The sequence below is a fragment of the Thalassotalea euphylliae genome (genome assembly GCF_042682785.1).
GTDB lineage: Bacteria > Pseudomonadota > Gammaproteobacteria > Enterobacterales > Alteromonadaceae > Thalassotalea_F > Thalassotalea_F euphylliae.
Genome location: NZ_JBHUIB010000003.1, coordinates 736,378 through 761,806 on the forward strand (window position 1 = coordinate 736,378; position 25,429 = coordinate 761,806).

The 25,429-nt window shown below is 40.9% G+C and carries 20 protein-coding genes, 3 tRNA genes and 1 riboswitch; of the genes, 20 read left to right on the top strand and 3 right to left on the bottom strand.

What is annotated here, in order from left to right; genetic code table 11:
• Window positions 1-25 precede the first annotated feature (25 nt).
• The 14 genes from ACFSJY_RS10580 (at window position 26) to ACFSJY_RS10645 (ending at window position 15,035) form a co-directional block, all read left to right on the top strand.
• A tRNA-Gly gene (locus ACFSJY_RS10580) sits at window positions 26-101 on the top strand.
• A 40-nt stretch (window positions 102-141) separates the two neighbouring features.
• Window positions 142-228, top strand: a tRNA-Leu gene (locus tag ACFSJY_RS10585).
• 23 nt (window positions 229-251) lie between these two features.
• A tRNA-Gly gene (locus ACFSJY_RS10590) sits at window positions 252-327 on the top strand.
• A gap of 365 nt (window positions 328-692) precedes the next feature.
• Window positions 693-2,648, top strand: coding sequence for a putative bifunctional diguanylate cyclase/phosphodiesterase (locus ACFSJY_RS10595; protein ID WP_386034016.1), 1,956 nt, complete (start codon window positions 693-695; stop codon window positions 2,646-2,648).
• Window positions 2,649-2,764: 116 nt separating this feature from the next.
• Window positions 2,765-4,222, top strand: a complete 1,458-nt coding sequence (locus ACFSJY_RS10600) for an efflux transporter outer membrane subunit (RefSeq protein WP_386034018.1) — start codon at window positions 2,765-2,767, stop codon at window positions 4,220-4,222.
• Complete coding sequence (locus ACFSJY_RS10605) at window positions 4,209-5,474, top strand: efflux RND transporter periplasmic adaptor subunit (RefSeq protein WP_386034020.1); 1,266 nt, start codon at window positions 4,209-4,211, stop codon at window positions 5,472-5,474. The genes ACFSJY_RS10600 and ACFSJY_RS10605 overlap by 14 nt, the downstream gene beginning before the upstream one ends.
• The gene (locus ACFSJY_RS10610) at window positions 5,471-8,581 is read left to right on the top strand and encodes an efflux RND transporter permease subunit (RefSeq protein ID WP_386034022.1); all 3,111 of its coding nucleotides are present in this window, start codon (window positions 5,471-5,473) and stop codon (window positions 8,579-8,581) included. The genes ACFSJY_RS10605 and ACFSJY_RS10610 overlap by 4 nt, the downstream gene beginning before the upstream one ends.
• Window positions 8,582-8,597: 16 nt before the next feature.
• Window positions 8,598-8,960 carry an HIT domain-containing protein gene (locus ACFSJY_RS10615; RefSeq protein WP_386034024.1) on the top strand — a complete coding sequence of 121 codons (363 nt, stop codon included), beginning with the start codon at window positions 8,598-8,600 and terminating at the stop codon, window positions 8,958-8,960.
• A gap of 38 nt (window positions 8,961-8,998) precedes the next feature.
• Window positions 8,999-9,098: riboswitch (TPP riboswitch) on the top strand.
• A gap of 55 nt (window positions 9,099-9,153) precedes the next feature.
• The gene (locus ACFSJY_RS10620) at window positions 9,154-11,217 is read left to right on the top strand and encodes a TonB-dependent receptor (RefSeq protein ID WP_386034026.1); all 2,064 of its coding nucleotides are present in this window, start codon (window positions 9,154-9,156) and stop codon (window positions 11,215-11,217) included.
• 50 nt (window positions 11,218-11,267) lie between these two features.
• Window positions 11,268-11,528, top strand: a complete 261-nt coding sequence (locus ACFSJY_RS10625) for a hypothetical protein (protein WP_386034028.1) — start codon at window positions 11,268-11,270, stop codon at window positions 11,526-11,528.
• Window positions 11,529-11,538: 10 nt separating this feature from the next.
• Window positions 11,539-12,144, top strand: coding sequence for a nicotinamide riboside transporter PnuC (gene pnuC / locus ACFSJY_RS10630; RefSeq protein ID WP_386034030.1), 606 nt, complete (start codon window positions 11,539-11,541; stop codon window positions 12,142-12,144).
• A 61-nt stretch (window positions 12,145-12,205) separates the two neighbouring features.
• Window positions 12,206-13,048 carry a phosphotransferase gene (locus ACFSJY_RS10635; RefSeq protein WP_386034032.1) on the top strand — a complete coding sequence of 281 codons (843 nt, stop codon included), beginning with the start codon at window positions 12,206-12,208 and terminating at the stop codon, window positions 13,046-13,048.
• 93 nt (window positions 13,049-13,141) lie between these two features.
• Window positions 13,142-14,209: a sensor histidine kinase gene (locus ACFSJY_RS10640; RefSeq protein ID WP_386034034.1), complete on the top strand. Its 1,068-nt coding sequence runs from the start codon at window positions 13,142-13,144 to the stop codon at window positions 14,207-14,209.
• 1 nt (window position 14,210) lies between these two features.
• Window positions 14,211-15,035, top strand: coding sequence for a LytR/AlgR family response regulator transcription factor (locus tag ACFSJY_RS10645; protein ID WP_386034036.1), 825 nt, complete (start codon window positions 14,211-14,213; stop codon window positions 15,033-15,035).
• Between the two features lie 20 nt (window positions 15,036-15,055).
• Here the strand turns inward: ACFSJY_RS10645 and ACFSJY_RS10650 are convergent, their stop codons facing one another.
• On the bottom strand, window positions 15,056-16,063 hold the full coding sequence (locus ACFSJY_RS10650; protein ID WP_386034038.1) for an ATP-dependent 6-phosphofructokinase: 1,008 nt from the start codon (window positions 16,061-16,063) through the stop codon (window positions 15,056-15,058).
• Between the two features lie 123 nt (window positions 16,064-16,186).
• On the opposite strand from ACFSJY_RS10650, the gene ACFSJY_RS10655 reads away from it, so the two are divergent.
• A complete protein-coding gene (locus ACFSJY_RS10655) occupies window positions 16,187-17,044 on the top strand; it encodes a DUF6279 family lipoprotein (protein WP_386034040.1) in 858 nt (285 codons plus the stop codon).
• Window positions 17,045-17,130: 86 nt separating this feature from the next.
• Here ACFSJY_RS10655 and pyk read toward each other — a convergent pair whose 3' ends face one another.
• Entirely contained in the window at window positions 17,131-18,582 is a 1,452-nt protein-coding gene (gene pyk / locus ACFSJY_RS10660) for a pyruvate kinase (RefSeq protein WP_386034042.1), read from the bottom strand.
• Between the two features lie 63 nt (window positions 18,583-18,645).
• Entirely contained in the window at window positions 18,646-19,494 is an 849-nt protein-coding gene (locus tag ACFSJY_RS10665) for a MurR/RpiR family transcriptional regulator (protein ID WP_386034044.1), read from the bottom strand.
• A gap of 283 nt (window positions 19,495-19,777) precedes the next feature.
• On the opposite strand from ACFSJY_RS10665, the gene zwf reads away from it, so the two are divergent.
• The 5 genes from zwf to ACFSJY_RS10690 are packed head-to-tail and all read left to right on the top strand — an operon-like array spanning window position 19,778 to window position 25,404.
• A complete protein-coding gene (gene zwf, locus ACFSJY_RS10670; RefSeq protein WP_386034046.1) occupies window positions 19,778-21,247 on the top strand; it encodes a glucose-6-phosphate dehydrogenase in 1,470 nt (489 codons plus the stop codon).
• 3 nt (window positions 21,248-21,250) lie between these two features.
• A complete protein-coding gene (gene pgl / locus ACFSJY_RS10675; protein ID WP_386034048.1) occupies window positions 21,251-21,940 on the top strand; it encodes a 6-phosphogluconolactonase in 690 nt (229 codons plus the stop codon).
• A gap of 3 nt (window positions 21,941-21,943) precedes the next feature.
• Complete coding sequence (edd, locus tag ACFSJY_RS10680; protein ID WP_386034050.1) at window positions 21,944-23,773, top strand: phosphogluconate dehydratase; 1,830 nt, start codon at window positions 21,944-21,946, stop codon at window positions 23,771-23,773.
• Window positions 23,774-24,742, top strand: coding sequence for a glucokinase (locus ACFSJY_RS10685; protein WP_386034052.1), 969 nt, complete (start codon window positions 23,774-23,776; stop codon window positions 24,740-24,742).
• On the top strand, window positions 24,739-25,404 hold the full coding sequence (locus ACFSJY_RS10690; protein WP_386034054.1) for a bifunctional 4-hydroxy-2-oxoglutarate aldolase/2-dehydro-3-deoxy-phosphogluconate aldolase: 666 nt from the start codon (window positions 24,739-24,741) through the stop codon (window positions 25,402-25,404). Before ACFSJY_RS10685 ends, ACFSJY_RS10690 begins: the two co-directional genes overlap by 4 nt.
• The last annotated feature ends 25 nt before the right edge of the window (window positions 25,405-25,429 follow it).

Sequence of the window (25,429 nt, forward strand, 5' to 3'; positions counted from 1 at the left end):
AAACTTTGATGTAATCAAAGATAAAGCGGCTGTAGCTCAGTTGGTAGAGCACCACCTTGCCAAGGTGGATGTCACGAGTTCGAGCCTCGTCAGCCGCTCCAATATTTTATCACTCGTTCTAGATGAATAAGTGGCCTTAGTGCCCGGGTGGTGGAATTGGTAGACACAAGGGATTTAAAATCCCTCGCTTGTAAGAGCGTGCCGGTTCAAGTCCGGCCCTGGGTACCATTTCATCTAAGAACACACTCAATGCGGCTGTAGCTCAGTTGGTAGAGCACCACCTTGCCAAGGTGGATGTCACGAGTTCGAGCCTCGTCAGCCGCTCCAAATCTTACAAACTTCACTTATCAGTAAGTAACGTTTTATCAAAAAATTCAGCTACATAGCGTTAGAGTTTTTCCATATCGCGTTTCGTCATCTCTGTACCAATTTTTTTGTCTCTGGCCTTTTTGGCTTATTATCTTGATAAATAAACAAAATACTGTTGCTGCTTCCTCTAAATTCCGGTAGCTTTTTACATATAATAATAAAATTTAAGCAACTCAATGAGCGTATCCCAACGTTTAAGTGGTTACAAAGTTGTGAAAAGAGCCAGTAAATCGAATTGTAATTAACTGTTATAATTTGTAAGGCTTATGTATTTATTATCTGAGTAAAACTAAACGTTACGGCGCACCTGGTAGGCTAGTTGTTTGAAAAAGTTAACCCGCAAATTATTAAACACCTTTTCACTTTCTTTCGCTTTGATCTGTTTGACGACGTACGTTTTACTGGTTTCGATGATTGCAAGAGAGTTAGAAATTCCAGAAGTTCTGCCACAACTTGACGTTCAAGGACTGCAAGAGCAGTCGTTAAGCGCTAAAGAGCGAATTCTCGTCGATGTTTTGTTACTTCCCGAAGTGAAAAAGTATGGTGAGATACTCGTTATTGAGTATCAAGACAATACAGGCCAAGAAAAAGCGCTAATTGTCAAACTTACAGTATTTAAAGCCTTGCTTGATATTCTTTTTCCGGTTTTTGCTTTGCTTGCTGTATCAATCATTATGTTCGTCATGTCAGGGAAATATCACAAAAGCAAGATTAATAGTTTGCTGCATGGACTAGCAAGTAAGGCAGAATTCTCTGCCAAAGCGCTTGGTAAAGATGTGCAAAGTGACCTTGATATGTCGCACTCGTCGCTGATGAGAATAAGTATGGCTCTTGAAGACTTGGCATCTTACACAGATTCTTATCAACAACGCTCTGAAGTAAATGCTTTTAGAGATAGACTGACCAAGTTAGTAAATCGGCATAAATTTCTTGACCACATTACGGAACAACTCGAATGTAGTGAGAAAAAGCAGTCAAAAAGTGGTTTATTGTTTATTGACCTAGATGGGTTTAAACAAGTGAATGACTCGTTCGGACACTCTTTTGGTGATGAAGTACTGATTCAGGTCGCCGAACGCTTAAAAACAATCGTAAGAAAAGAAAAGCTTTACTTTGAGTGCGAAAATGCAGAGTTAGAGTTAAATTTGGCGAGATTAGGTGGAGATGAATTCACGCTCTACATTAGCCAACTCGAAGATTCTGAGTACGCCGTTAATATTGCCAAACACGTGTTAAAAGAATTAGAGAAAGATTTCATTCTTGGTAACAAGGAAATCAAGATCAGCGCAAGCATTGGTATCGCTGTTTACCCTGATAGTGCCAATACGCCTGATGCCTTAGTGCAGATGGCTGATGTAGCTATGTACAGAGCTAAAAAGGAAGGGCGCGGAATATATAGAATTTACTCCCCAGAAATGGGTAGTACCATTCGGAGATACCACTATTTGCTAGAAGAAATGCGTATAGCGCTGGATACCAATAGCTTTTTCCTTTCTTTCCAACCTATTATTCATGTAGATGGCAGCGCCATTAGTTATTTCGAAGCCCTAGTGCGATGGCAACATCCAGTCGAAGGCACTATTTCTCCGGCAGAATTTATTCCCATTGCTGAAGATTCAAATTTAATTCTCAGATTAGGGGATTGGATTTTAGAAGAAGCGTGTCGTCAAATGTATGCTTGGCACAGTGCTGGTATGACAAAAACGAGAATGTCAGTTAACTTGTCTGGTGTTCAGTTAAAGCACAGACCTATCTTTGATTGGGTTATGAGTGTTTTAGATAAAACGCATTTGCCGCCTCGTTCACTGATGTTGGAAATTACAGAATCAAGCTTTGTCGATCTGTCAGATGATGTAGTGGAGCAACTCAACAAACTAAGAGAGCAAGGCGTAGTGATCGCCATTGATGACTTTGGTACAGGCTTCAGTTCCTTATCTGTATTGGCTAACTTGCCAGTAGATGTCCTGAAAATTGATAAGCTATTTATTAGTGAAGCGACCAAAAACAAAAAATACCATAAGATTTTGCATTCTATTGCAGAACTGTCGAATAAGTTAGACCTAAAACTTGTTGCTGAAGGGATAGAAGAAATAGAGCAGCTAGAGTTACTCAAATCTCTAGGGGTTGGCTACATTCAAGGTTACTTGGTTAGTAGGCCTGAATCTTCAGCTCACGTTGGTAGTCGGGTATTGAAACAAAGCGCAAATCATTTATCGATGACGGGCACAGGTGTTTGGCCTCCACAAAGCTCTCGAGTCATAAACACCATTGCCAATTAAACGTTTTGTAAAGTAACGTAAAGTGGTGTTTTCACAGCACTAAGTGATCCATATTATTAACCTTTTTCGAATATAGAGCATATATTTTATATAGCTCTAAACAAAAAGGTTAAGGCGTGGGCATTTCGAAGCAATCTTTTTATAAATCCCTCATTTTTGTTGCAATAACAACTGCCATTTCCGCATGTACTAATTCTAGCCATATATCCAAACAAGCAACGGCACCATTGTTGCCGGTTAGTTGGTCTGATGCTCAAAATGTATCCTCGGATAAAGAAAAGTTTTTGGGTGACTGGCAATTTATTATTGATGATGTCGCGTTGCAAAGCGCGATTAACACAGCATTAGAAAATAACTTTACGCTAAATGCCAAATATCAAGAGTTTCTCATAGCAAAGCAGCAACTTATTGTGAGTAATGCAACGGATTTACCTGAGTTGTCGTTAGGCGTTGATCAAAGTAGGCGGAAAACGGTTAATAGCAGCAATATATATTCTAACGATGCATCAATCTCCTTAGAGCTGCAATACGAAGTAGATATTTGGGGAAAGCTCAGAGATGAGCAAAAACAAGCGCAATTGCGTTTTCAAGCTGCAGAACTCTCTTTTCTTCAGGAGAAAAATCAAGTCATTACTAATGTAGTGAACGCCTGGTTTAATCTGGTAGAAGCGAGAACGCTAGAGAATCTCTACATTGAAAGAGCAAACAATCTTCGAAATAACCTAGAGATCATCGATGCGTCTTATCAGTTGGGTTTAAGTCAAGCGCTTGATGTTTATTTGGCGCAGAATGATGTTAATAGTGAACTCGCTCGCATTGAACAACAACAGCAAACCGTTTCAGAGCGAAAAAGGTTGTTGGAAATTCTGTTGGGTTACTACCCGTCTGGACAACAGTTTTCTGATATTACGTTAGAACTGCCTTCTTTAAACAATGAACTTTTTATAGATTTACCTGCAAACACATTAACCGCAAGTTATAGCATTCAAGCGAAATGGTTTGACTTGTTAGCGACAGATATGGGTGTTGCTATCGCTCATAAAAATCGTTTTCCTAGTTTTCGGTTATCTGCAAGCGGTGGTGACTCTAGTGATGAACTCAGTAATTTACTTGATGGTGGTTCGCTAGCTTGGTCGGTTGCTGGCTCTATTACAGCACCACTGTTTAATGCTGGCAGGCTAAAAGCGTTAGAAGAGCAAGCCAAGCTAACAGTTAAGCAGAAAGAGCAAGAATACTTGTTGTCGCTCTACAATACGTTTAGCGATATCGAAAACAATATTTCTAACCACTTCGCGCTCAATCAACAGCTGAATTATTTTGAAAAAGCGAAAGAAAATGCGTTGGCCGCTGAGTCACTCTCTTTTAACCAGTATCTAAAAGGTCTCGTTGAATATAGCACGGTACTAGAGGCACAGCGACGCGCGTTCGATGCGCAAACCAATGTAATACAACTGGCTAATCAAATTATTCAGAATCGTATTGCACTCTATGCAGAGCTTGGCGGCAGCCAGCTTTCTGCAGAATTCAAAGACAAGTTTACTGCACAACGTCAGGTGTCAAATGAACAGTTATAAGAAGTATATCCCTTTCGCCGTTTTGTTCGGCTTTTTGTTGCTAGCCTACATTGTTGTTAGTAATCCACCTCAATCAAAGCGCGGCAAACCAAGTTTAGCACCTCAGTTGAATGTTGAAGTGGTCACGCTACGCAAAGAAGACTTGGCGTTGAAAATTGACAGTTATGGCACAGTGCAGCCACGCACCAAAAGTATACTGATGCCACAAGTCTCGGGAGAGATTATGTATGTTAGTCCAAATTTTAGAGATGGTGGCTTTTTTGAAAAAGGTGATGTGCTAGTAAAATTAGATGACAGGGACTATCAAGCAGAAATCAATATTGCTAAAGCGACGTTGTTTAGTGCTAAACAAGCATTAAGCGAAGAACAAGCTAGAGTTGAGCAAGCGAAACAGGATTGGGAGCGGTTAGGCAATGAAGATATTGCTCCTGATCTTGTGTTAAGAAAGCCGCAATTATTAGCAGCGGAAGCAAGTGTTTATTCTGCTGAAGCGTCACTGACGAAAGCGCAACTCTCTCTAGAACGCACAGAAATTAAAGCGCCTTATACTGGGCGTATTTTGAAAAAATCTGTTGATATTGGGCAAGTCGTTTCCTCTAACACTCAGCTAGCTGAAGTGTATGCTGTCGATTATGTAGAGGTAAGGCTACCCATAAAAAACAGCGACCTACCATTCATGGTACTGCCTGAAGGAACACGATTTGAACAAGAATCTGTTCAACAACAACCAGCGGTGTCAATCTTTTCAGAGCTTGTCGCGCAACAAAAATGGTTTGGTAAGGTTGTTCGCACAGAAGGCGCATTTGACGAAAACTCGCAGCAATTATTTGTCGTAGCACAGATAGACGATCCATACGGAACCGTCGCTATGCAGGGCTTACCGATAAAAATTGGTCAATATGTCCGTGCTGAAATAAATGGCAAGGTCGTGAGTGACGCAATTAGAGTTCCTAACAAAGCGGTCTATCAAGGGTCTTATGTTTTTGTTGTAAATGACCAAGGTTTGCTCATGCGAAAAGACATTTCAATCGCATGGCAGAATAATAGTTTTTCGATGATAGAAACCGGATTGACAGAAAATGAACTACTTGTGCTTACTCCTTTAGGACAAGTAAATTCAGGTACACCGGTTGCTATATCGGTTAAAGATGGAGTTGCGATTAAACGCCAACAGTCTGCAAATGAAAAGGCTGGCAAAGACGGCAAAAAGCGAGATAAACAACAAAGTGATAAGCAAGGAGTAAACTCATGATAGCATGGTTTGCTCGAAATCATGTTGCTGCAAACTTACTAATGATCACTATTTTGCTAGTAGGCCTGTTGTCATTAAATTTGCGCATTCCTTTGGAAGTTTTTCCCTCATTTGAATCAGATGTCATCTCTGTGAATGTCACGTTGCGCGGTGCTACGCCTGAAGATGTAGAACAGGGTGTTGCGATAAAAGTTGAAGAGGCAGTACAAGATCTCGAAGGTGTAAAAAAGATCACTAGCCGATCACTTGAAGGTTCAGCCAGTGTCAGTATTGAAGCTGAGAGTGGCTATGATGCCAGAGAGCTTCTCACTGATATAAAAAGTCGAGTTGATGCTGTTAACACTTTTCCTGCTGACGCAGAAAAACCCATTATTGCGTTAAGGCAAAGACAACGCGAAGTTATCGCGGTAACAATCGCGTCAAATTACGGTGAAAAGGAATTAAGAGAATACGCAGAAAAAGTGAGGGACGATCTTCTGCGTTTGCCAGAAGTGACCCAGCTTGCGTTAGATGCGGTGCGTGATTATGAAATTAGTATCGATGTGACACAAGATAGGTTACGAGAATTTAATCTTTCTCTTGATAACATCGCGAATGCTATTAGCGACAGCTCAGTTGATTTATCAGCGGGCAATATTCGCACCGAAGGTGGTGATGTACTTGTACGTAGCAAAGGGCAGGCTTACCGTAAAGACGAATTTGAAAACATTGTCGTTAAAACAAACCCAGATGGCACTATCGTTAAATTACGCGATATCGCTGTTGTAAATGATGGTTTTGAAGAAACCAAATTAAGAGCGCGCTTCAATGGACAACAAGGCGCATTAATAGAGGTTTACCGTATTGGTCAGCAAAGTGCTATCGAAGTAGCTGATGCAGTAAAAAATTATATCGATGAGCAGCAAGCATATTTACCAGCTGGCTTTGTACTGAGTTACTGGGATGATGACTCTGAAATTGTTAAAAGTCGCCTTAACACGCTAATTTCAAATGCAATGCAGGGTGGCTTTCTCGTCTTATTGTTATTGACGCTATTTTTAAGGCCATCTATCGCATTTTGGGTGTTTATTGGTATCCCTGTAAGCTTTATGGGGGCGTTTGTATTCATGCCGTTGTTCGACATTTCTCTCAATATCATGAGCCTTTTTGGCTTTATATTGGTGCTTGGTATTGTTGTCGATGATGCGATAGTCACAGGAGAAAATATCTATCGGCATAGCCAGTTCTCAAAAACAGGTATTGAAGCGGCTGTAAATGGTACGCAAGAGGTCGCAACGCCAGTGACTTTTGGTATTTTAACGACAGTTGCAGCATTTTTGCCGCTAGGGTTTATAGAAGGTATGCGTGGCGCTTTGTTTGCTCAAATACCTGTCGTTGTTATCCCTGTATTATTGTTTTCGTTGATTGAGTCTAAGTTTGTCTTACCTGCCCACCTTAAAAACCTAAAACTTCGTCATGAGAAAAAAGAAACAGGTAAATTGACTGAATTACAACAAAAGTTTGCAGACGGGTTTGAGCATGCAATTATTAAGTATTATAAACCTCTTCTGAACAAAGCAATTAATAATCGTCTAACGACCTTATTTGGTTTTATCGGCGTTTTTATTTTGATCCTCTCTTTTATTACCAGTGGTTGGACAAAGTTTACTTTCTTCCCTCGGATTCCAAGCGAAACGGCGAGAGCGAATGTGACTATGCCTGTTGGCACTAGCTTTGATGTCATTGACAGTTATGTACAAAAAATGTCGAACGCTGCCAGTCAATTGCAGGAAAAATATCGAGATGAAAATGGCGAAAGTGTAATAACCAATGTGCTTGCGATTACAGGTGGTTCGTCGAATAGCAATGTAGGACGGGTACGCTTTGAAATTTTGCCTGCGGATAAAAATAATACAGGTGTAACCATAAGAGAATTGGTTAATGAATGGCGTGCGTTAATTGGGCCGTTACCAGGTGCAGAAAGCTTAACCTTTCGAGCCGAAATAGGGCGTGCGGGTGACCCGATTGACATTCAGCTCAGCGCAACTGATTTAACACTGCTAAAAACCGTTGCAGAAAAGGTCAAAGAAAGGCTTGCTACCTATCCAACAGCATTTGAAATCTCCGATAGTCTCTCAAATGGTAAGGAAGAAATCCAAATTGAGCTAACAGAGCAGGGCCACGCAATGGGAATGTCGGTAACATCCATCACACGCCAAGTGAGAAACGCGTTTTTCGGCGCTCAAATACAAAGAATTCAACGAGGTCGAGATGACGTTCGAGTGATGCTGCGATTCCCTTTAAAAGAAAGAGCATCGGTTGCGAACTTGTCTAATATGCTCGTCGCTACACCTACAGGAGGAAATGTACCACTGTCTCATGTTGCTGAACTAAGGCCAGGTAAGAGCCCTTCAGAGATTAATCGTATTGATCGTTATCGTACTGTGAATGTCACAGCAGATGTTGATAAAGAAAGTACCAATATGACGGTGTTGAATGCGGATCTAAAACCTTATTTAGATAAACTGATGGTGAAATATCCAGGTGTAAGCTACACCATGGAAGGTGAAGCACGTGAACAAAGCGAATCTTTTGGCAGTATGTTTTATGGATTGCTGTTTGTCTTTTTCATTATTTACTGCTTATTGGCAATACCGTTCAAGTCGTATTTGCAACCGATCATCGTAATGTCTGTAATACCCTTTGGTGCGATAGGTGCTGTACTTGGACATTGGATAATGGGTATGAACCTTACCATTATGAGTATGCTTGGATTAATGGCTTTGATAGGTGTCGTCGTAAATGACAGCTTGGTCTTAGTAGATTTCGTCAATAAAAAGCGAGAAGAAGGCAAAGCGTTAATGGAGGCGGTGTTAACGGCAGGGCAATCACGATTTAGGCCGGTTATGTTGACATCGTTAACAACATTTATTGGTCTAATGCCTTTATTATTCGAAAAGGCAACACAGGCTCAGTTTCTTATTCCAATGGCAGTCTCCCTAGGGTTCGGTATTATCTTTGCCACGTTTATCACATTAATTTTAGTGCCAGTGAACTACTTACTTGTTGAAGATCTAAAAAGTGCTGTAAAACCAAGTTCAAGTGATACACTGATGACAACCGGTTAATTTCAAGGATTTTTTAATGTCAGCCCAAACACCAGAAGAAACAATTTTTTCGAAAATTATTCGTCAAGAGATACCAACAACCTTGTTATATCAAGATGAACTGGTAACGGCTTTTCGAGATATTTCACCACGGGCCAGCACACATATTCTCATCATCCCCAACAAATTAATACCGACGGTTAATGATGTAAGTGATGATGATGAACTAGCGTTAGGTCGTTTGTTTACCGTAGCGCGAAAGTTGGCAAAAGAAGAGGGGATTGATGAAAACGGCTATCGCCTTATCATGAACTGTAATGAACATGGCGGCCAAGAGGTATTTCATATTCATATGCACTTATTGGGTGGTGAACCTTTAGGTCCTATGATCAGTAAATAAAACACTGTAATAGGCGGCATATTGTTGATATTATGCCGCCGCAAACCAAGGGGTGCCAACTAGGTTGGCTGAGACAGAAATGAACCCTTTGAACCTGAACCAGTTAGCACTGGCGTAGGAATGGTTAATTCAAAGCGACATGTTCTCGCTCGTGTCCCAATCATGCTGCGCTAGTGATATCAAAGAGAACAGCATGAAAATAACAAAGTCTTCACTTGCTACTGCTATATCGGCAGCGCTCCTTTCTTCATCATTATCGGTAATTGCCGAAGATAATATTGAAGTCATCACAGTTACAGCAGATTTTCGCAATTCTAGCTTACAAGCTTTACCTTCATCAGCAACCGTATTAGGCGATGACGACATTGCCATGCGTAATGCACAACATCTGGAAGAAATGATAGCGTTAGCGCCTAATGTCAGCTTTAGTCAAGGAACACAACGTGCACGCTACTATCAAATTCGCGGTATAGGTGAGCGAAGCCAATTCCAAGAGCCCATTAATCCGTCTGTAGGTATTATCATTGATGATGTTGATTTCACAGGCGTTGGTGGAATTAGCTCAATGTTTGATGTTGCCCAAGTAGAGGTTCTTCGTGGACCGCAAGGCACAGAGTTTGGCGCCAATGCACTCGCAGGTATTATTAATGTCAAAACGAATTCGGCAAGTGATGCGTTTGAAGGTCGAGTAAAACTCACTGCTGGAAATTATGATAGCTATGGTGCTGGAATAATGCTTTCAGGTCCTGCAACAGATACTGCGAATTACCGCCTGTCTGTTGAACAATATCAAAGCGATGGATTTATTGAAAACACGTATTTAGATGTTGAAGACACAAACGACCGAGACGAACTTACCGCTAGAGCGAAAATTGATTGGCAAATTAACAACCATTTATTAGCAAACATTGGTCTTTACGTGTTTGATTTCGACAATGGTTATGATGCTTTTTCTTTAGATAATAACCGAAAGACACGCTCTGATAATCCTGGTTTTGACAAACAAGATACCAAAGCAGCAAGCGCGAAATTTACATACACAAAATCGACAAATGCTAACCTAGAAATCATCATGTCTCACGCTGATAGCGAAATTGATTACGGTTACGACGAAGATTGGACGTACGAAGGATTTCACCCGTGGGAATACAGCTCAACTGACCACTACTTCCGTGACAAAAAAGTCACGACAGCGGAGATTCGCTTTACATCAAGCGAAGCAGGTCAACTTTTTGGTAATACTGACTGGGTACTTGGTGGTTATGCAAAAACCGAAGAAGAAGATTTGCTTCGCGAATATACGTACTTGGTGACTCCTTTTGATTCTTCTTTTGAAGCAGATACTTCTGCTATTTACGCTCAGTTTGATACCCAGTTAAATAGCAAACTAACAATCATTACAGGTCTACGTGTTGAACAAAGAGACTTTGAATACGACAACAGTGATGGTTATTCAGCGAGTCCTGATGAAACAATGGTTGGTGGAAAGCTTGTAGCAAATTATGCGTTAGATGAATCGTCAATTGTATATGCGTCTGTAAACCGCGGATACAAAGCCGGTGGTGTAAATACTGATGGTACTTTACCGGAAGAATTACGCGAGTTTGATAAAGAAACGGTCTGGAATTACGAGTTAGGGTACAAAGCTAGCTTTGATGATGTTTACCTACGTGCAGCAGCTTTTTATATGGATCGCGAAGATATGCAGGTTAAGTCGTCAAGAACCGTTACACGCCCCGACGGTAGCTCGGAATTCGTTCTATATTTGGGCAACGCAGCAAGTGGCACGAATTACGGCGTAGAATTGGAGTCTGGTTGGCAAATGACTGAAGCATTAGAGTTAGTCGCTAGTGTTGGCTATTTAGATACCGAATTGGATGATTACATCAACCAAGATGGCGTTGATGTATCAGGAAGGGAACAAGCACATGCGCCAAATTACACGGCGCACCTAGGTTTAAATGCTGTACTGACAGACAATTTAACTGCGCATGTTGGTATTGATGCCAAAGACGAGTTTTATTTTTCAGACAGTCACAATGAAAAGTCAGATTCTGAAGTCTTATTAAATGCTAGCGTTACGTATTCTGTAGATGCATGGACAGTTACCGCGTGGGGACGTAACCTTACTGATGAAGATTACAAAACACGTGGTTTTTACTTTGGTAATGACCCTCGGGATGGTTACGAAGCAAAACAGTATTATCAGTTAGGTGAACCGGCTGTTTATGGCGTGACTGTTGATTATCAATTTTAGAAAACAATATTTAGTGGGCGCTTTTTTGCGTCCACTAAGAATAAATAATTATGGAAATTTCTATTGAGCTCAGCCTTTACCCATTGGCTGAAGAAAAATATAAAGACGAAATTTGGTCTTTCATCAGCAGATTAAAAGCAAATACTGGCATTCGTGTAGAAACGAATGGCATGAGTACACAAGTATTTGGTCCCTATGACGAAACGTTGCAATTTGTGATGAATGAAATGAAATTAGTACATCAGGCTTGTCATTCAGCTGTATTTATACTCAAAATTATTGCAGCAGATCGACAACGACAATACGCATAATCAAATTCCTATGTGGTCTGAAACACTTTCTTATTACTTAAATACTTCTTATCTAGAGTGGCTCGCTGTAATTACAGCATTAGCTTACGTTGTGCTGGCTGCCAGAGAAAATATATTATGCTGGCCTGCAGCACTTCTAAGTACTTGCCTTTACACGTATATTTTTTATGAATATTACCTGTGGATGGATAGTGTACTTCAGGTTTACTACTTTGTTATGGCAGTCTATGGCTGGTACTGTTGGAAAGGCAGACATTTGCAACAAGAGGCGGTAAGCCTCAATCAACTTAGTTGGGGGTTTCACGCTACAACTATAGTTATTTTATCGGCAGTGTCAGTAGCTGTAGGTTACATCATGGATAACTATACGCCGACCACCTTTCCTTATATTGATGCAGCAACAACAGTATTTGCAGTATTTGCGACTTACCTCGTCACGCAAAAAGTCATCGAAAACTGGCTCTACTGGGTCGTAATCGATATTGTCTCTATCTATGTATATCTTGAAAAAGGTTTAGCACCAACTGCTGCCTTATTTATCGTTTATGTCTTTATTGCTGCATATGGCTATATAAACTGGCAGTCACAATATAAAAGGCAGGCAGCGATTGCTTAGTGATAAAAGCAATGCTCCAGTAAGCGAGCTAACGTCGCTTCGTTGCTTTTCAAGAAAAGACGTGACTGTAAAGTCTCTCCAAGGGGGGCTTCACAATAGTGTTTACCTTGTAAGTGAAAATGTCGTCGAAGAGACGAGCAGCGATTCTTCATTCACACAAATAGCACCTCAGCATTGGGTCGCTAAACGATTAAAATCTCCTTTAACAGCACAATATGAAGCAAACGCACAACGTATTGCTTCTGATCATGATATTGGTGCCAACGTTATAGATGTTGAGGGGCCTTGGATTGTCAGTGAATGGATACCGGGTGTACTGTTAGCCGATGAATCATTCCCAATCGAGTATAAGGTTCAGGTTCTGGTTGAAGTGCTTTCTCGGCTTGGGAGTCTGACTATTGAGACTAAAAACAATTTCAATCGACTGAGTATTCAATCGGTTCTTGAAGAATTATCTTTCGACGTCCGTTTAACAGATCTGCAACGAAAACTGCTTAGCTCAGCAAATAAACAAGCGACTAATTTAGATACGTCAACAAATGAAGAGTTACTCCAATTGGTGCATGGAGATCTAAATTTTTCAAATATCCTGATAGAAAACGAAAAATTTAAAGTAATCGACTTTGAATCTGCTGCTTTAGCTTCGCAAGAGTATGAGTTAGCCATGGCTATTGCGGTTAATGAAATTCCTCTAGATGTATTAAAAGAAATATTTGGAAAACTATGTAAATACAAGGGAATAGTTGAATTTGAGGTGGTTATGCGTAACCTTTTTTGTTGTTATTTAATTAACGCGCTTTGGTATGAAAACCAATATTTAGAAACAAAACAGCGGCAATTTTCAACGCTAGCGGCAAAACAGTGGAGACTTGCTGAAAACTTACATGATGAATTGATGAAATGAGATAAGCTGACAAAAAGTCGCGATTAAGTGTAGTGCGCCTAAACGGTTGATCTCTCATAATTATAAATGAATGTCATGTAATGGTTATATTTTGTGAATTGGAAAGAACTCATCGAAAACCGCAATAGATTTTTTTGGATTCTACATACCTGTGGATGGTTCGGTTTTGCGTTAGCACAATTTCTAGGTTCATTGCTCCACGATCTACGTGATATCTTCGTCATTGTCATTTTCTTAAACAGCTACGCCGGTTGGTTGCTTACTGTACCGCTACGATATGTATACCGCAGAGCTTGGAATTTAGCGCCCATTAAAATGATAGCGGTTATCATCATTGCGTCTTATTTGACGGCAGTTGTATGGCAAGTAATTAAGAATATTAACTACTGGGAAATATATAAGCACGGTTGGAAACCTGAATTCTGGCTGTATTACACGCAATCGAGTGTATGGTCTTTCTATATTATTTTAAGTTGGAGTGGTTTGTACTTTGGGATTAAGTACTACCAGATGTTGCAGAAAGAAAAACAAAACGTGTTCCAAGCGAACACATTGGCGCATCAAGCACAATTAAAAATGTTGCGTTACCAACTAAATCCTCATTTTCTATTTAACACGTTAAATGCAATTTCTACCTTAATTCTCGTACAGGAGAATAAGACAGCAAATGGCATGGTAACGAAATTAAGCGAATTTTTGCGTTATTCGTTGGATAAAGACCCAATGAAGCGAGTAACGCTAACCAGTGAATTGCATGCGTTAGAGTTATACCTAGATATAGAAAAGGTGCGATTTGAAGAGCGCTTGTCAGTTAGTCTTAATATTGCAGATGATTGCCAAAACGCTTTGGTGCCAAGCATGATTTTGCAACCGCTTGCTGAAAACTCTATTAAATATGCTATAGCGGTTAAAGAGAATGGCGGCACAATAACGGTGTCGGTCAATCGCTTTGGTAACGATTTGTTGCTTGAACTAGCTGATGATGGCCCTGGTGCTGAAATCAAAAATGGTAACTTACATCGCGAAAATGGTGTCGGTTTGGCCAATACGAGAGAGCGTTTAACAGCACTTTATAAAGATAATTATTCACTAGTTGTCTCCAATAATGTACCTTCTGGTGTTAAAGTTAACATAAGAATTCCGTACGAATTAGGAAGTTAGTATGTCTTCAACGCTATCAACCATCATCGTGGATGATGAACCGTTAGCGCGCAAGGGGTTAGCTATTCGACTAGCTGACCACCAAGATATCAACGTAATTGCCCAATGTGCCAATGGCCGAGAAGCGATTGAAGCGGTACGCGCTCATCAACCTGACCTTATGTTCCTTGATATTCAGATGCCAGGTATTAATGGCTTTGAAGTACTGGAGCAGTTAATCGAACAAGAATTACCAATGCCAGTGGTGGTGTTCGTAACCGCTTTTGATCAATATGCGATAAAAGCATTTGAAGTACACGCGGTTGACTATCTTATGAAGCCAGCTGACGAAGCTAGATTGGAACAAGCACTCGTTAAAATTCGTGAACAGATAAAGCACAAAGAAGATGCAGAGCATAAATCTAAGTTAGTGCAACTGGTGAGTGACGTAACGGGTAACGATCAAGAAACGATTCTAGAAGAGTTGGCAACCAATCAAGAAGTGTCGCTTTCACAATATTCAGATGTTTTACCGATTAAAGATGGCGGTGAGTTGAGCAGGGTACCTGTTGAAACCATCCTTTGGATTGATGCTGCTGGTGATTACATGTGTGTTCACACCAGTGAAGGCACGCACATTCTGCGTAAAACCATGAAGCAACTGGAAGAAATGCTAGATCCTCGCATTTTTATACGCAGTCATCGCTCTACGATTGTAAACAAGAATTATGTACAGAAATTCTGTAGCCAGTTAAATGGCGAGTACTATTTAGTGATGACCAATGGCAAAGAATTAAAAGTGAGCCGAAGCTATAAAGAAAAAGTGAAAACAGCCGTCACATCATAAATACGGCTGTTTACGATTGTCTACCTATTTGAATGGCAGCCAAAGGCCAGTATATCTTTGTGTGCCGCAACCATGTTCTCCGCTACATTTTTCGTATGCTGAATCGCGGTGACTAAAGGTACAAAAGACACTTCGTTATTTATCTCACCAATCATAATATTGGTTTTACCATCTTCAATCGCCTGAATTGCTTCAACGCCTAATTTAGTGGCTAGAATTCTATCTTTTGCTACGGGTGACCCCCCGCGTTGAATATGCCCAAGGATACATGTGCCTGTATCTATGTCGGCGCTAGCCAACGCATTGCTTAAATGAGTCACTCCACCTGGCCATAAGTTTTCAGCGATAACAATTAAATAACTAGCGTCTTTGTTTTCCTTGCTTTGCTTAACTTCTTTGATGATTTCTGCAACTTTTGTTTCTGTGTCGCCATGATGGAAATTTTCAAAAGAAATGATCTGCTCTGCGCCTGTAGCTATGCCAACATGGAAGGCAATATGACCACTGTGTCTGCCCATTAACTCAACAACAAAAACGCGATCAAAGGCATTTGCAGTGTCTCTTATTTTGTCGATTGCATTGATGGCAGTATTGATTGCCGTCGAAAACCCTATGGTTAAATCTGTGCCGTCGAGATCATTATCGATAGTCCCCGGTAAGCCAATCACTTGCCCATCCCAGTGTTCGGCAATTTTACTTAATCCGGTAAAAGAGCCATCACCACCAACAACGATAAGGGCATCTATTTTCAGCTTAATTAATGTATTAATTGCTTGATTAAAGCCTTCTTCCGTTTTTAATTCAGGACAGCGTGCGCTTTTTAACGTTGTACCGCCTAAATGAATAATGTTATCAACGGATGCTTTGTCGAGGAGAGAGCATTCACTGTTTATCAGACCATTGTAGCCATGGAAAAAGCCTATCACCTCATACTCCTTTATCGCTGAGGCAAGCACTACTGCTCTAATAGCTGCATTCATTCCGGGCGCGTCACCGCCACTGGTTAATATGCCAATCCTTTTTTTCATGGTAGCTCCGCAATATTTACTAACAGATTAACTAGTTACAAACTTATTCCATAACGATAACGTACAGTATACATTTAGTGTCGATTATTTTTATTAAAGTAAATCAAGGAAAGGTAAGGTTGCATGTTCACGGCAAACATCTGCAAAAAAGCGACAGTCGCATTAGGCTCTGTATTTTTAATTTCCGGCTGTAGCTTTAGTTTTATCTACAACAATTTAGGCTGGTGGACGAATTGGTATTTAGACGACTATGTATCGTTAACTGATGAACAACAAGCAGCCTTTGATGATGCGTTTGATGACCTGCATTTGTGGCATCGAAAAACACAACTTAATTTATATGCCGAGCAATTAACTGCGCTGAAGGCTGAGGTAAATGCTGGTATCACCGAAGAGCAAGTAGACAGTCAATTGGGCACGTTTCGTGAACATTGGGTTACTGCAAGAGAAAAAGCGAAACCAGAACTTGTAGAGTTAACTTACATGCTGTCGCCAGAGCAACGAGATACGTTAATAGAAAATTTAGAAGAGAATAATCGTGAAATCTTAGAAGAGCGAGAAGACCTCTCTGTTGAACAACGTGCTAAAAAAACGTGTCAGTCTCAACAGAAACAATTTCGAAAATGGATCGGTAAGTTAACGAAATCACAGAAAGAGAAAGTTTGTGAAATCTCTAAAGGTTTTGTGTCTACTTTTGATGAATGGATGACGTATCGAGGTGCGTGGCTTACTGATTTTAAATTAGCGATGTCGCCTGAAACTGCCAAGCAAGAATATGAACGTTTATTTGCGGAGCTCATTAGTAACCCTGATCAACTTAAATCTGAAAAATATATTCAAGACCAGGCTGCAAATAACAAAGTATTCAGTGAGTTGTTTGTTTACTTAATGAATAATTTGACGAAAAAACAGAAAAATAGATTTAATAATCGTATTGATGATTTCATTGAAGATTTGAATGATTTGGAAAGCGATAGCTAAGGTTAGACATTTTCGTAACTTAATTTAATAAAAAAGGGGACTTGCGTCCCCTTTATTGATTTTACATGTTGGTGTAAAAACAACGCTTATTTCAATAAGCTTTTAGTGACTTTCAGAATTTTCATGGTGTTCGTTGCACCAACGGTTTCCATTAAGTCACCGTGTGTAAATATCACTTTGTCACCTTCTTTAAGGTTACCCACTTTGATGACTTCTTTTAATACGTCTTTCGATAACGATTGATCGCTAGACTGTTTTGAATCAAACAACACCGGATAAACACCGCGATAGATAGCAGTTTTGTTTAACGTTTTGTTGTGGCGAGACAAGGAGTAAATAGGTAAACCAGACGTAATGCGCGACATAATCTTTGACGTTTGACCAGATTCTGTCAGTGCAATAATGGCTTTAACACCGTTAAGGTGGTTCGCTGCATACATTGCTGAAAGTGCTAACGTTTCAGAAATTTCTTCGAACATCAGCTCAATTCTATGTTTCGATGAGTTTACCGATCTGTGTTGCTCTGCACCGATACATACAGAGGCCATCGCTTGGACAGTCTCAACGGGGAATTTACCTGCAGCTGTCTCTGCAGAAAGCATAACTGCGTCAGTTCCATCAAGTACAGCGTTAGACACGTCCATTACTTCTGCACGCGTTGGCATAGGCTGTGAAATCATCGTCTCCATCATTTGTGTCGCTGTAATCACTACACGGTTTAGTTGACGAGAGCGAGCGATTATATGTTTTTGCTTACCGACAAGGGCAGGGTCACCAATTTCAACACCTAAATCGCCACGCGCAACCATCACAACATCAGACGCAAGTATAATATCATCCAATACTTTGTCGTCGTTGACCGCTTCAGCACGTTCAATTTTTGACACTAGGCGAGCCTCACAACCAGCTTCTTGAGCGAGTAACCTTGCTTCACGCATATCTGCTGCATCACGCGGGAAAGAAACTGCTAGGAAGTCAGCTTGTAATTTGGCTGCTAGTTTAATGTCTTCTTTGTCCTTGGCTGTTAATGCTGGCGCAGTTAAACCACCACCTTGGCGATTAATACCTTTATTATTTGAAAGAGGACCACCCACTACAACTTCTGTAAAGACGCTCGTACCTTCAGTGCTCAATACTTTTAATTGAACACGGCCGTCGTCCAATAACAAAACATCTCCACTGCTAACATCGCCAGGCAATTCTTTGTAATCAATGCCGACTTTTTCCTGCGTACCTTCGCCTTTTGGCAAAGCGGCATCAAGCTCAAACTTATCGCCAACATTTAGTTGAATAGGGCCGTTTTTAAACGTAGAAACTCTAATTTTAGGGCCTTGTAAATCGCCTAATATACCAACGTAAATGCCTAATTCTGCGGATATTTCACGTACAAGGTTTGCACGATTAATATGATCTTCAGGTGTACCGTGTGAAAAATTTAGACGTACTACATTAACACCTGCTGCAAGTACTTTTTTTAGCGTTTCTCTATCATCAGTTGCTGGACCAAGTGTCGCAACAATCTTCGTTCTTCTAGGCATGGTTGTCCTTCGCTAGTAAGTTAGTTTAATCAAAAAAGGCATACCATTTGGTATGCCTGTATTTTATTCGCGTCGCTCGAATCTAGAGCTACGTAGACTGTCTTTAACCTTTTTAAGGTTGTCTCTAAATTTGCTGCCACGTCGAAGTGTAAAGCCCGTCGCTAAAATATCGACTAATGTTAGCTGAGCAATACGTGATGACATCGGCATATATAAATCAGTGTCCTCTGCTACATCCACAGAAAGGACAAGGCTACATTCTTTAGCCAATGGTGTACCTTCTGTCGTAATACCAATAACAGTAGCATCGTTTTCTTTGGCCAGTGCAGCGACTTCAACCAATGATTTTGTGCGGCCTGTATGCGAAATAACAATGACAACGTCGCCTTGTTGACTGTTTATCGCACTCATTCTTTGCATTAGTACATCATCGAAATAAACAACAGGCACATTAAAGCGGAAAAACTTGTTTTGTGCGTCATGTGCTACAACGGCTGAAGCACCGAGACCAAAAAACGAAATTTTGTTCGCTTGAGTCAACAAATCAACTGCGCGGTTAACAAGCGTTGTATTTAAGCTTTTACGGGCTAATTCTAAACTAGCCATTGTTGACTCAAATATTTTGGCGGTGTACTCATCGGCAGTATCGTCTTCATCAACGTGACGATTAACATAAGGGGTTCCATTCGCCAGGCTTTGCGCCAAATGAAGCTTAAAGTCAGGGTAGCCTTTCGTGTCTAAACGACGGCAAAAGCGGTTAACTGTAGGTTCACTAATGTTCGCTTGCTTAGCGAGTGCGGCTATACTTGCGTGAATAACTGTATTTGGCGACGCTAGGATGACTTCAGCAACTTTTCTTTCTGATTTGCTGAATGTATCTAGTTCATTGGCGATCTTTTCTAAAATGTTCATTTAATTATCCAGATCTTTTTTGTAATAACTGTAATTAATTTTCTGCCTAAATAACAGAATAAATGAAATTTTCTTTCAAATATGCGCTTAATATAATCTATTCCGCAAAAAATTTGCAAATGTTTAATAAATAATCAGGAAGAAAAGCTATAATATATGCCATTAGAAAAAGGCTTCTTGGTATTGTAGTAAAATTACAAAAAGTTCTTTACTGTACTTAAAACAAGCGCTAAATTAACGGCAAATGTAGTTTAGTTACAATAGGTAAACTAGAGATAATTATATGAAAAATGCACAAGGCAACACGGCAGTAGACGTAGTATTATTTGGCGCCTTAGGTGACTTATCACGTCGCAAATTACTTCCTGCACTCTACCAGCTTGATCTGGCTGGGCTTCTGCATAGTGATACACGCATTATCGGTGTAGCAAGACATGACTACAGCGACGAAGACTTTGTGTCCTTTACCACAGAGAATTTAAACACTTTTGTGAAAGAGGGCATTAATGAGGATGTGTTCAAACGCTTTGTCGCACGTTTGGTTTATCAACAACTAGATTTTAAAGAAACTGAAAGTTACGGCGCGCTGGCAGACGTACTTAAGATTAAAAACTGCGAGCACATGTACTACTTCTCAACACCGCCGGCTATATACGGTGATATTACAGAAGGGTTATACAACGCAGGACTTATTAACCCGGAAGATCGTGTTGTGATGGAAAAACCGATTGGTCACTGCTTAGAGTCGTCTAAAGTGATCAACGACATGGTATCCAAGCATTTTAAAGAAAATCAGATCTATCGTATTGACCACTATTTGGGTAAAGAAACGGTACTAAACCTTTTGGTGCTACGATTCGGAAACTCATTGTTCACCAACAACTGGGATCGTAACTACATTGACCATGTTCAGATTACCGTCGCTGAAAGCGTTGGTATTGAAGGGCGCTGGGGCTTCTATGATGAAGCAGGTCAAATGCGCGACATGGTACAAAATCACTTATTGCAAGTCTTATCGTTGCTAGCAATGGAGCCTCCAGCAGATTTAAGTGCTGACAGTATTCGCGACGAAAAACTTAAAGTTATCAAAGCATTGGTTCCTATCACTCGTCAAAATGTGAAAGAAAAAACGGTGCGCGGTCAATATACGGAAGGTTTCTTGGGTGGCCAGGCTGTACCAGGTTACCTTGACGAAGAAGGTGCGAATAAAAGCAGCTCGACTGAGTCATTTGTAGCCATTAAAGCGGAAATCGATAACTGGCGCTGGACAGGCGTACCATTCTATTTAAGAACTGGTAAAAGAATGCCAGCCAAGCACAGTGAAATTGTTATTCACTTCAAAGAGCAGCCACATAATATCTTTAAAGATAGCTATGAAGACTTACCAGCCAACAAGCTAACCATCCGTTTGCAGCCAGACGAAGGTGTAGAGCTTCAAGTTCTCAACAAAATCCCAGGCATTGCATCTCAAATGAATATTCACGAGAACAAGCTTGATTTGAGTTTTTCTGAGACTTACGAAGACGAGCGCGTTGTTGATGCGTACGAACGTTTAATGCTCGAAGTTATCAATGGAAACCAATCATTGTTCGTTCGTCGAGATGAGGTGGAAGCAGCATGGACATGGGCAGACAGTATTATTGATGCTTGGTCAGCTAGTAATGATAAGCCAAAACCTTATGCAGCCGGTTCTTGGGGGCCTGTTTCTTCAATATCATTGATCGCTCGCGACGATCGCCAGTGGGTAGAGTAACGCATGTACAGTATTAACGAATTTGATTCTCGCGAAGATTTAGACCTCGCGCTAGCCGACAAAGTAGCTGATATTTTAACTACAGCTGTAAAGCAAAAAGGTAAAGCAAGTATTGCGGTATCAGGTGGCTCAACACCTAAAGGTTTTTTTGCAGCATTGTCTAACCGAGATCTTCCTTGGAAAGATATTACGGTTACTCTAGCTGATGAACGTTGGGTTGATATAAATGACTCTGCAAGTAACACAAAGCTTGTACACGAAAACCTTATTCAAAACAAAGCGGTAGATGCCAACTTTTTCCATATTAAGCAAGGTGAAGCATTAACACCTGAAGTGTTGGCAGATCTTAACCTAGCAGCTAATACCATTTTACCGTTTGATGTCTTGATATTAGGCATGGGTGAAGATGGCCACACAGCGTCTTTGTTCCCTTGTAGTGAAGAAATTCACGCTGCGTTAAGTAGAGATGCAGCACCTCTGTTGAAAGTTGTGCCAACAACGGCACCACATGACAGAATTACCTTTAGTTATTCGTACCTGGCTAAAAGTGAAAACACCATTTTGCATATTTGCGGAGACAGCAAAAAGCAGGTGTTAAATAAAGCAATTGATGGCGGCGACAATACCGAAATGCCAATAAGAGCGTTCTTGCATCACCCATCATTACAGACAACCGTATACTGGGCGGAGTAAATTATGAACCCTAAAATTAAAGCCATAACGGAACGTATAATCGAACGCAGTAAGCCGACGCGTAGCGCTTACCTTGATAAAATTGACAGAGCAAAATCTGAAACAGTACACCGAGCATCATTATCGTGCGGCAACTTAGCACATGGTTTTGCGGCATGTGGTAAAGAAGATAAGGCTAAGCTAAAAGGTTTAAACCACTCAGATATTGCAATTATTTCAGCATATAATGATATGTTGTCAGCGCATCAGCCTTATGAATCTTACCCGCCAATCATCAAAAAAGCGGTAGAAGAGACAGGTGGTGTAGCCCAGTTCGCAGGTGGTGTGCCTGCAATGTGTGACGGTGTAACACAAGGTCAGCCTGGTATGGATCTAAGCTTGATGAGTCGTGATGTTATTGCGATGTCAACAGCCGTAGGTCTTTCACACAACATGTTCGATGGCGCATTAATGCTCGGTATATGCGATAAAATTGTACCTGGCTTGTTAATTGCGAGCATGACATTCGGTCATTTACCCACTGTATTTGTCCCAGCAGGTCCAATGCCTTCTGGTATCCCGAACAAAGAAAAAGCGCGCGTACGCCAACAGTTTGCTAAAGGCGAAGTAGGTAAAGAAGAATTGCTAGCAGCAGAGTCGGCTTCGTATCACAGTGCCGGTACCTGTACCTTCTATGGTACAGCGAACTCTAACCAACTTGTTGTTGAAGTGATGGGTTTACACCTACCAGGGGCATCTTTCGTACAACCAAATGAAGGTTTACGTGAAGAGTTAACCAAAGCAGCAGCACGACAAGTCACTCGTCTGACTCAACAGTCAGGTAATTACCAGCCGATTGGTAAGATGATCGACGAACGCTCAATAGTAAACGCTATTGTTGCATTGCTAGCGACAGGTGGTTCAACAAACCTGACGATGCATATCATCGCATTTGCACGTGCCGCGGGTATTATTATCGACTTCCAAGACTTTAATGACTTATCTGACGAAGTACCTTTACTAACACGAATATACCCGAATGGCCATGCCGATATTAACCACTTCCAGCAAGCGGGTGGAATGGCGTTGTTATTCCGTGAGTTGCTTGGTGCAGGCCTATTGCACGAGGATGTTGAAACTATTTGTGGTAAAGGCTTAACGCGTTATACCCAAGAACCCGTACTAGACAATGGTCAGTTAAAATGGGTTGATGGCCCAACTGAGTCGGGCGACCCAGAAGTCATTGCTACCGTGGCAAATCCGTTTAAGCCTGACGGTGGTTTAAAAGTTTTAAAAGGTAATCTAGGTACATCTGTACTTAAAACGTCAGCACTTCGTGACGGTGCAACAGTTATTCAAGCACCAGCAGTTGTTTTTGAAGATCAGCATGATTTAGAAGCTGCATTCAAAGCTGGTGAACTAGAAAAAGACTTCGTTGCTGTTGTGCGCTTCCAAGGACCTAAAGCCCGCGGTATGCCTGAATTGCATAAACTGACTCCACCTTTGGGTGTGCTGCAAGACAAAGGGTATAAAGTAGCGCTAGTGACTGACGGTCGAATGTCAGGCGCTTCAGGTAAAGTGCCAGCAGCGATTCATTTGTGTCCAGAAGCACTAGACGGTGGTTTAATTGCGAAAGTTCGAAATGGTGACATGATTTCAGTGAATGGTGAAACTGGCGAGTTAATCTTGATGGTAGACGAAGCTGAGCTTAATGCACGTGAACTGTCTAAATTTAAGGTAAATGGTCACCATGAAGGTATGGGCCGAGAAATATTCGGCTTTATGCGTAATAGCTTAAGTACTGCAGACACAGGTGCTTGTTCACTTTTCCACACATTAGAGGGTGAACACTAAATGGCTGACGTAGTCAATCTAGTTGCAGATATTGGTGGGACTAACATGCGTGTTAGTCTTGCTCACGACGATGGTTCAACGAGTGAACTGTCGTTGTATCAGGGTGGCGATTACGACGGTGTAGAGCATGTCCTTAAACATTATATCGAAGAAAAAGGGCTCCAAGAAAAGAAAATCAATGTGTGCTTAGCTATTGCTTGTCCTGTTGAAAATGATCTTGTTGTTATGACTAACTTACCTTGGAAATTTAGCAAGCAAGCGTTAAAAACGTCGCTAAATTTAGAAAAGTTATTAGTTATAAATGACTACACGGCAATAGCGCATGCAATACCACAATTATCTGACTCACAGAAAATTAAAGTGGGGACTGGTGAAGCCATACTAGGTAAACCTATTTCAATTTGTGGCCCTGGAACAGGCTTAGGCGTTGCTAACTTAATTAATGATAATGGTAAATGGATTAGCTTAAGTGGAGAGGGTGGCCATGTAGATTTTGCGCCGATCGATAAGCAAGAAATCGACATCTTTACATTCTTACTTACTAAATACTCTCATGTTAGCTACGAACAATTGCTATCTGGACTAGGTCTTGAACAAATATATCAAGCACTAGCGAGCAAAAACGGTTCGAGTGAGAATTTAGCTGCTAAAGAAATAACTGCGAAAGCGTTGGACGAAGAATGTGAACTTTGTCAGGAAACGTTAGCGCAATTTTGTCGAATTTTGGGCAGTTTTGCCGGCAATTTGGCGTTAACTTTGGGTAGTTTTGGCGGTGTCTATATCGCTGGAGGCATTGTGCCACGCTTTATTGAATACTTTCAAAAAAGTGGTTTTAGGCAACGTTTCGAAGAAAAAGGACGGTTGTCAGGCTTTAATCAAAATATACCTACATACCTTATAACAGAAGCTCAGCCAGGCGTCTTAGGCGCTGCTGCATACCTTCTACAACATAATAAAGAGGCATTATGACGGATTCAAAGAATTGGCAAATATCGCCAAAAGAACTATTTGCAATGGGACCACTGGTCCCTGTACTGGTCATTGAAAAAGTTGAAGATGCGCTCCCTATTGCCGAAGCTCTATTAGCAGCTGACGTAAAAGTTTTAGAAGTTACACTTCGTACGCCATCCGCTTTACAAGTGATTGAAACGATCGCTAAAGCAATGCCGGAAGCTGTGGTTGGCGCTGGTACAGTAACAAACCGTGAATTACTCCAGCGCTCTAGAGATGCTGGTGCTAAATTCGCTATTAGTCCTGGCTTGACAAAAGACTTGTTAAAAGCTGGTAACGAAGGTGACATTGCATTAATTCCTGGTATTTCTTCTATCTCTGAATTGATGGATGGTATTGATTATGGTTACGATCATTTTAAGTTTTTCCCTGCTGAAGCTTCTGGCGGCGTGAAAGCGATCCAATCAATTGGTGGTCCTTTCCCTAATATTAAGTTCTGCCCAACGGGTGGTATTAACCTGAATAATGTTAACAACTACCTAGCGTTGAAGAATGTCGCATGTTGTGGTGGCTCTTGGTTGGTATCTGATAGTATTGTAAAAGCAAAAGATTGGTCTGCAATTACACAACTAGCCAACGAAGCTATAGCACACGTGTCTGACACGGTGACAGCTAAGTAAAAGCTCAGAATACTCAGTAAAAGAA

Bases quoted from the DNA above. Each gene is read 5' to 3' on its own strand.
- ACFSJY_RS10605 (WP_386034020.1), top strand. From the start codon at position 4,209: ATGAACAGTTATAAGAAGTATATCCCTTTCGCCGTTTTGTTCGGCTTT.
- ACFSJY_RS10610 (WP_386034022.1), top strand. From the start codon at position 5,471: ATGATAGCATGGTTTGCTCGAAATCATGTTGCTGCAAACTTACTAATG.
- ACFSJY_RS10615 (WP_386034024.1), top strand. From the start codon at position 8,598: ATGTCAGCCCAAACACCAGAAGAAACAATTTTTTCGAAAATTATTCGT.
- ACFSJY_RS10620 (WP_386034026.1), top strand. From the start codon at position 9,154: ATGAAAATAACAAAGTCTTCACTTGCTACTGCTATATCGGCAGCGCTC.
- ACFSJY_RS10625 (WP_386034028.1), top strand. From the start codon at position 11,268: ATGGAAATTTCTATTGAGCTCAGCCTTTACCCATTGGCTGAAGAAAAA.
- pnuC (WP_386034030.1), top strand. From the start codon at position 11,539: ATGTGGTCTGAAACACTTTCTTATTACTTAAATACTTCTTATCTAGAG.
- ACFSJY_RS10645 (WP_386034036.1), top strand. From the start codon at position 14,211: ATGTCTTCAACGCTATCAACCATCATCGTGGATGATGAACCGTTAGCG.
- ACFSJY_RS10650 (WP_386034038.1), bottom strand. From the start codon at position 16,063: ATGAAAAAAAGGATTGGCATATTAACCAGTGGCGGTGACGCGCCCGGA.
- ACFSJY_RS10655 (WP_386034040.1), top strand. From the start codon at position 16,187: ATGTTCACGGCAAACATCTGCAAAAAAGCGACAGTCGCATTAGGCTCT.
- pyk (WP_386034042.1), bottom strand. From the start codon at position 18,582: ATGCCTAGAAGAACGAAGATTGTTGCGACACTTGGTCCAGCAACTGAT.
- ACFSJY_RS10665 (WP_386034044.1), bottom strand. From the start codon at position 19,494: ATGAACATTTTAGAAAAGATCGCCAATGAACTAGATACATTCAGCAAA.
- zwf (WP_386034046.1), top strand. From the start codon at position 19,778: ATGAAAAATGCACAAGGCAACACGGCAGTAGACGTAGTATTATTTGGC.
- pgl (WP_386034048.1), top strand. From the start codon at position 21,251: ATGTACAGTATTAACGAATTTGATTCTCGCGAAGATTTAGACCTCGCG.
- edd (WP_386034050.1), top strand. From the start codon at position 21,944: ATGAACCCTAAAATTAAAGCCATAACGGAACGTATAATCGAACGCAGT.
- ACFSJY_RS10685 (WP_386034052.1), top strand. From the start codon at position 23,774: ATGGCTGACGTAGTCAATCTAGTTGCAGATATTGGTGGGACTAACATG.
- ACFSJY_RS10690 (WP_386034054.1), top strand. From the start codon at position 24,739: ATGACGGATTCAAAGAATTGGCAAATATCGCCAAAAGAACTATTTGCA.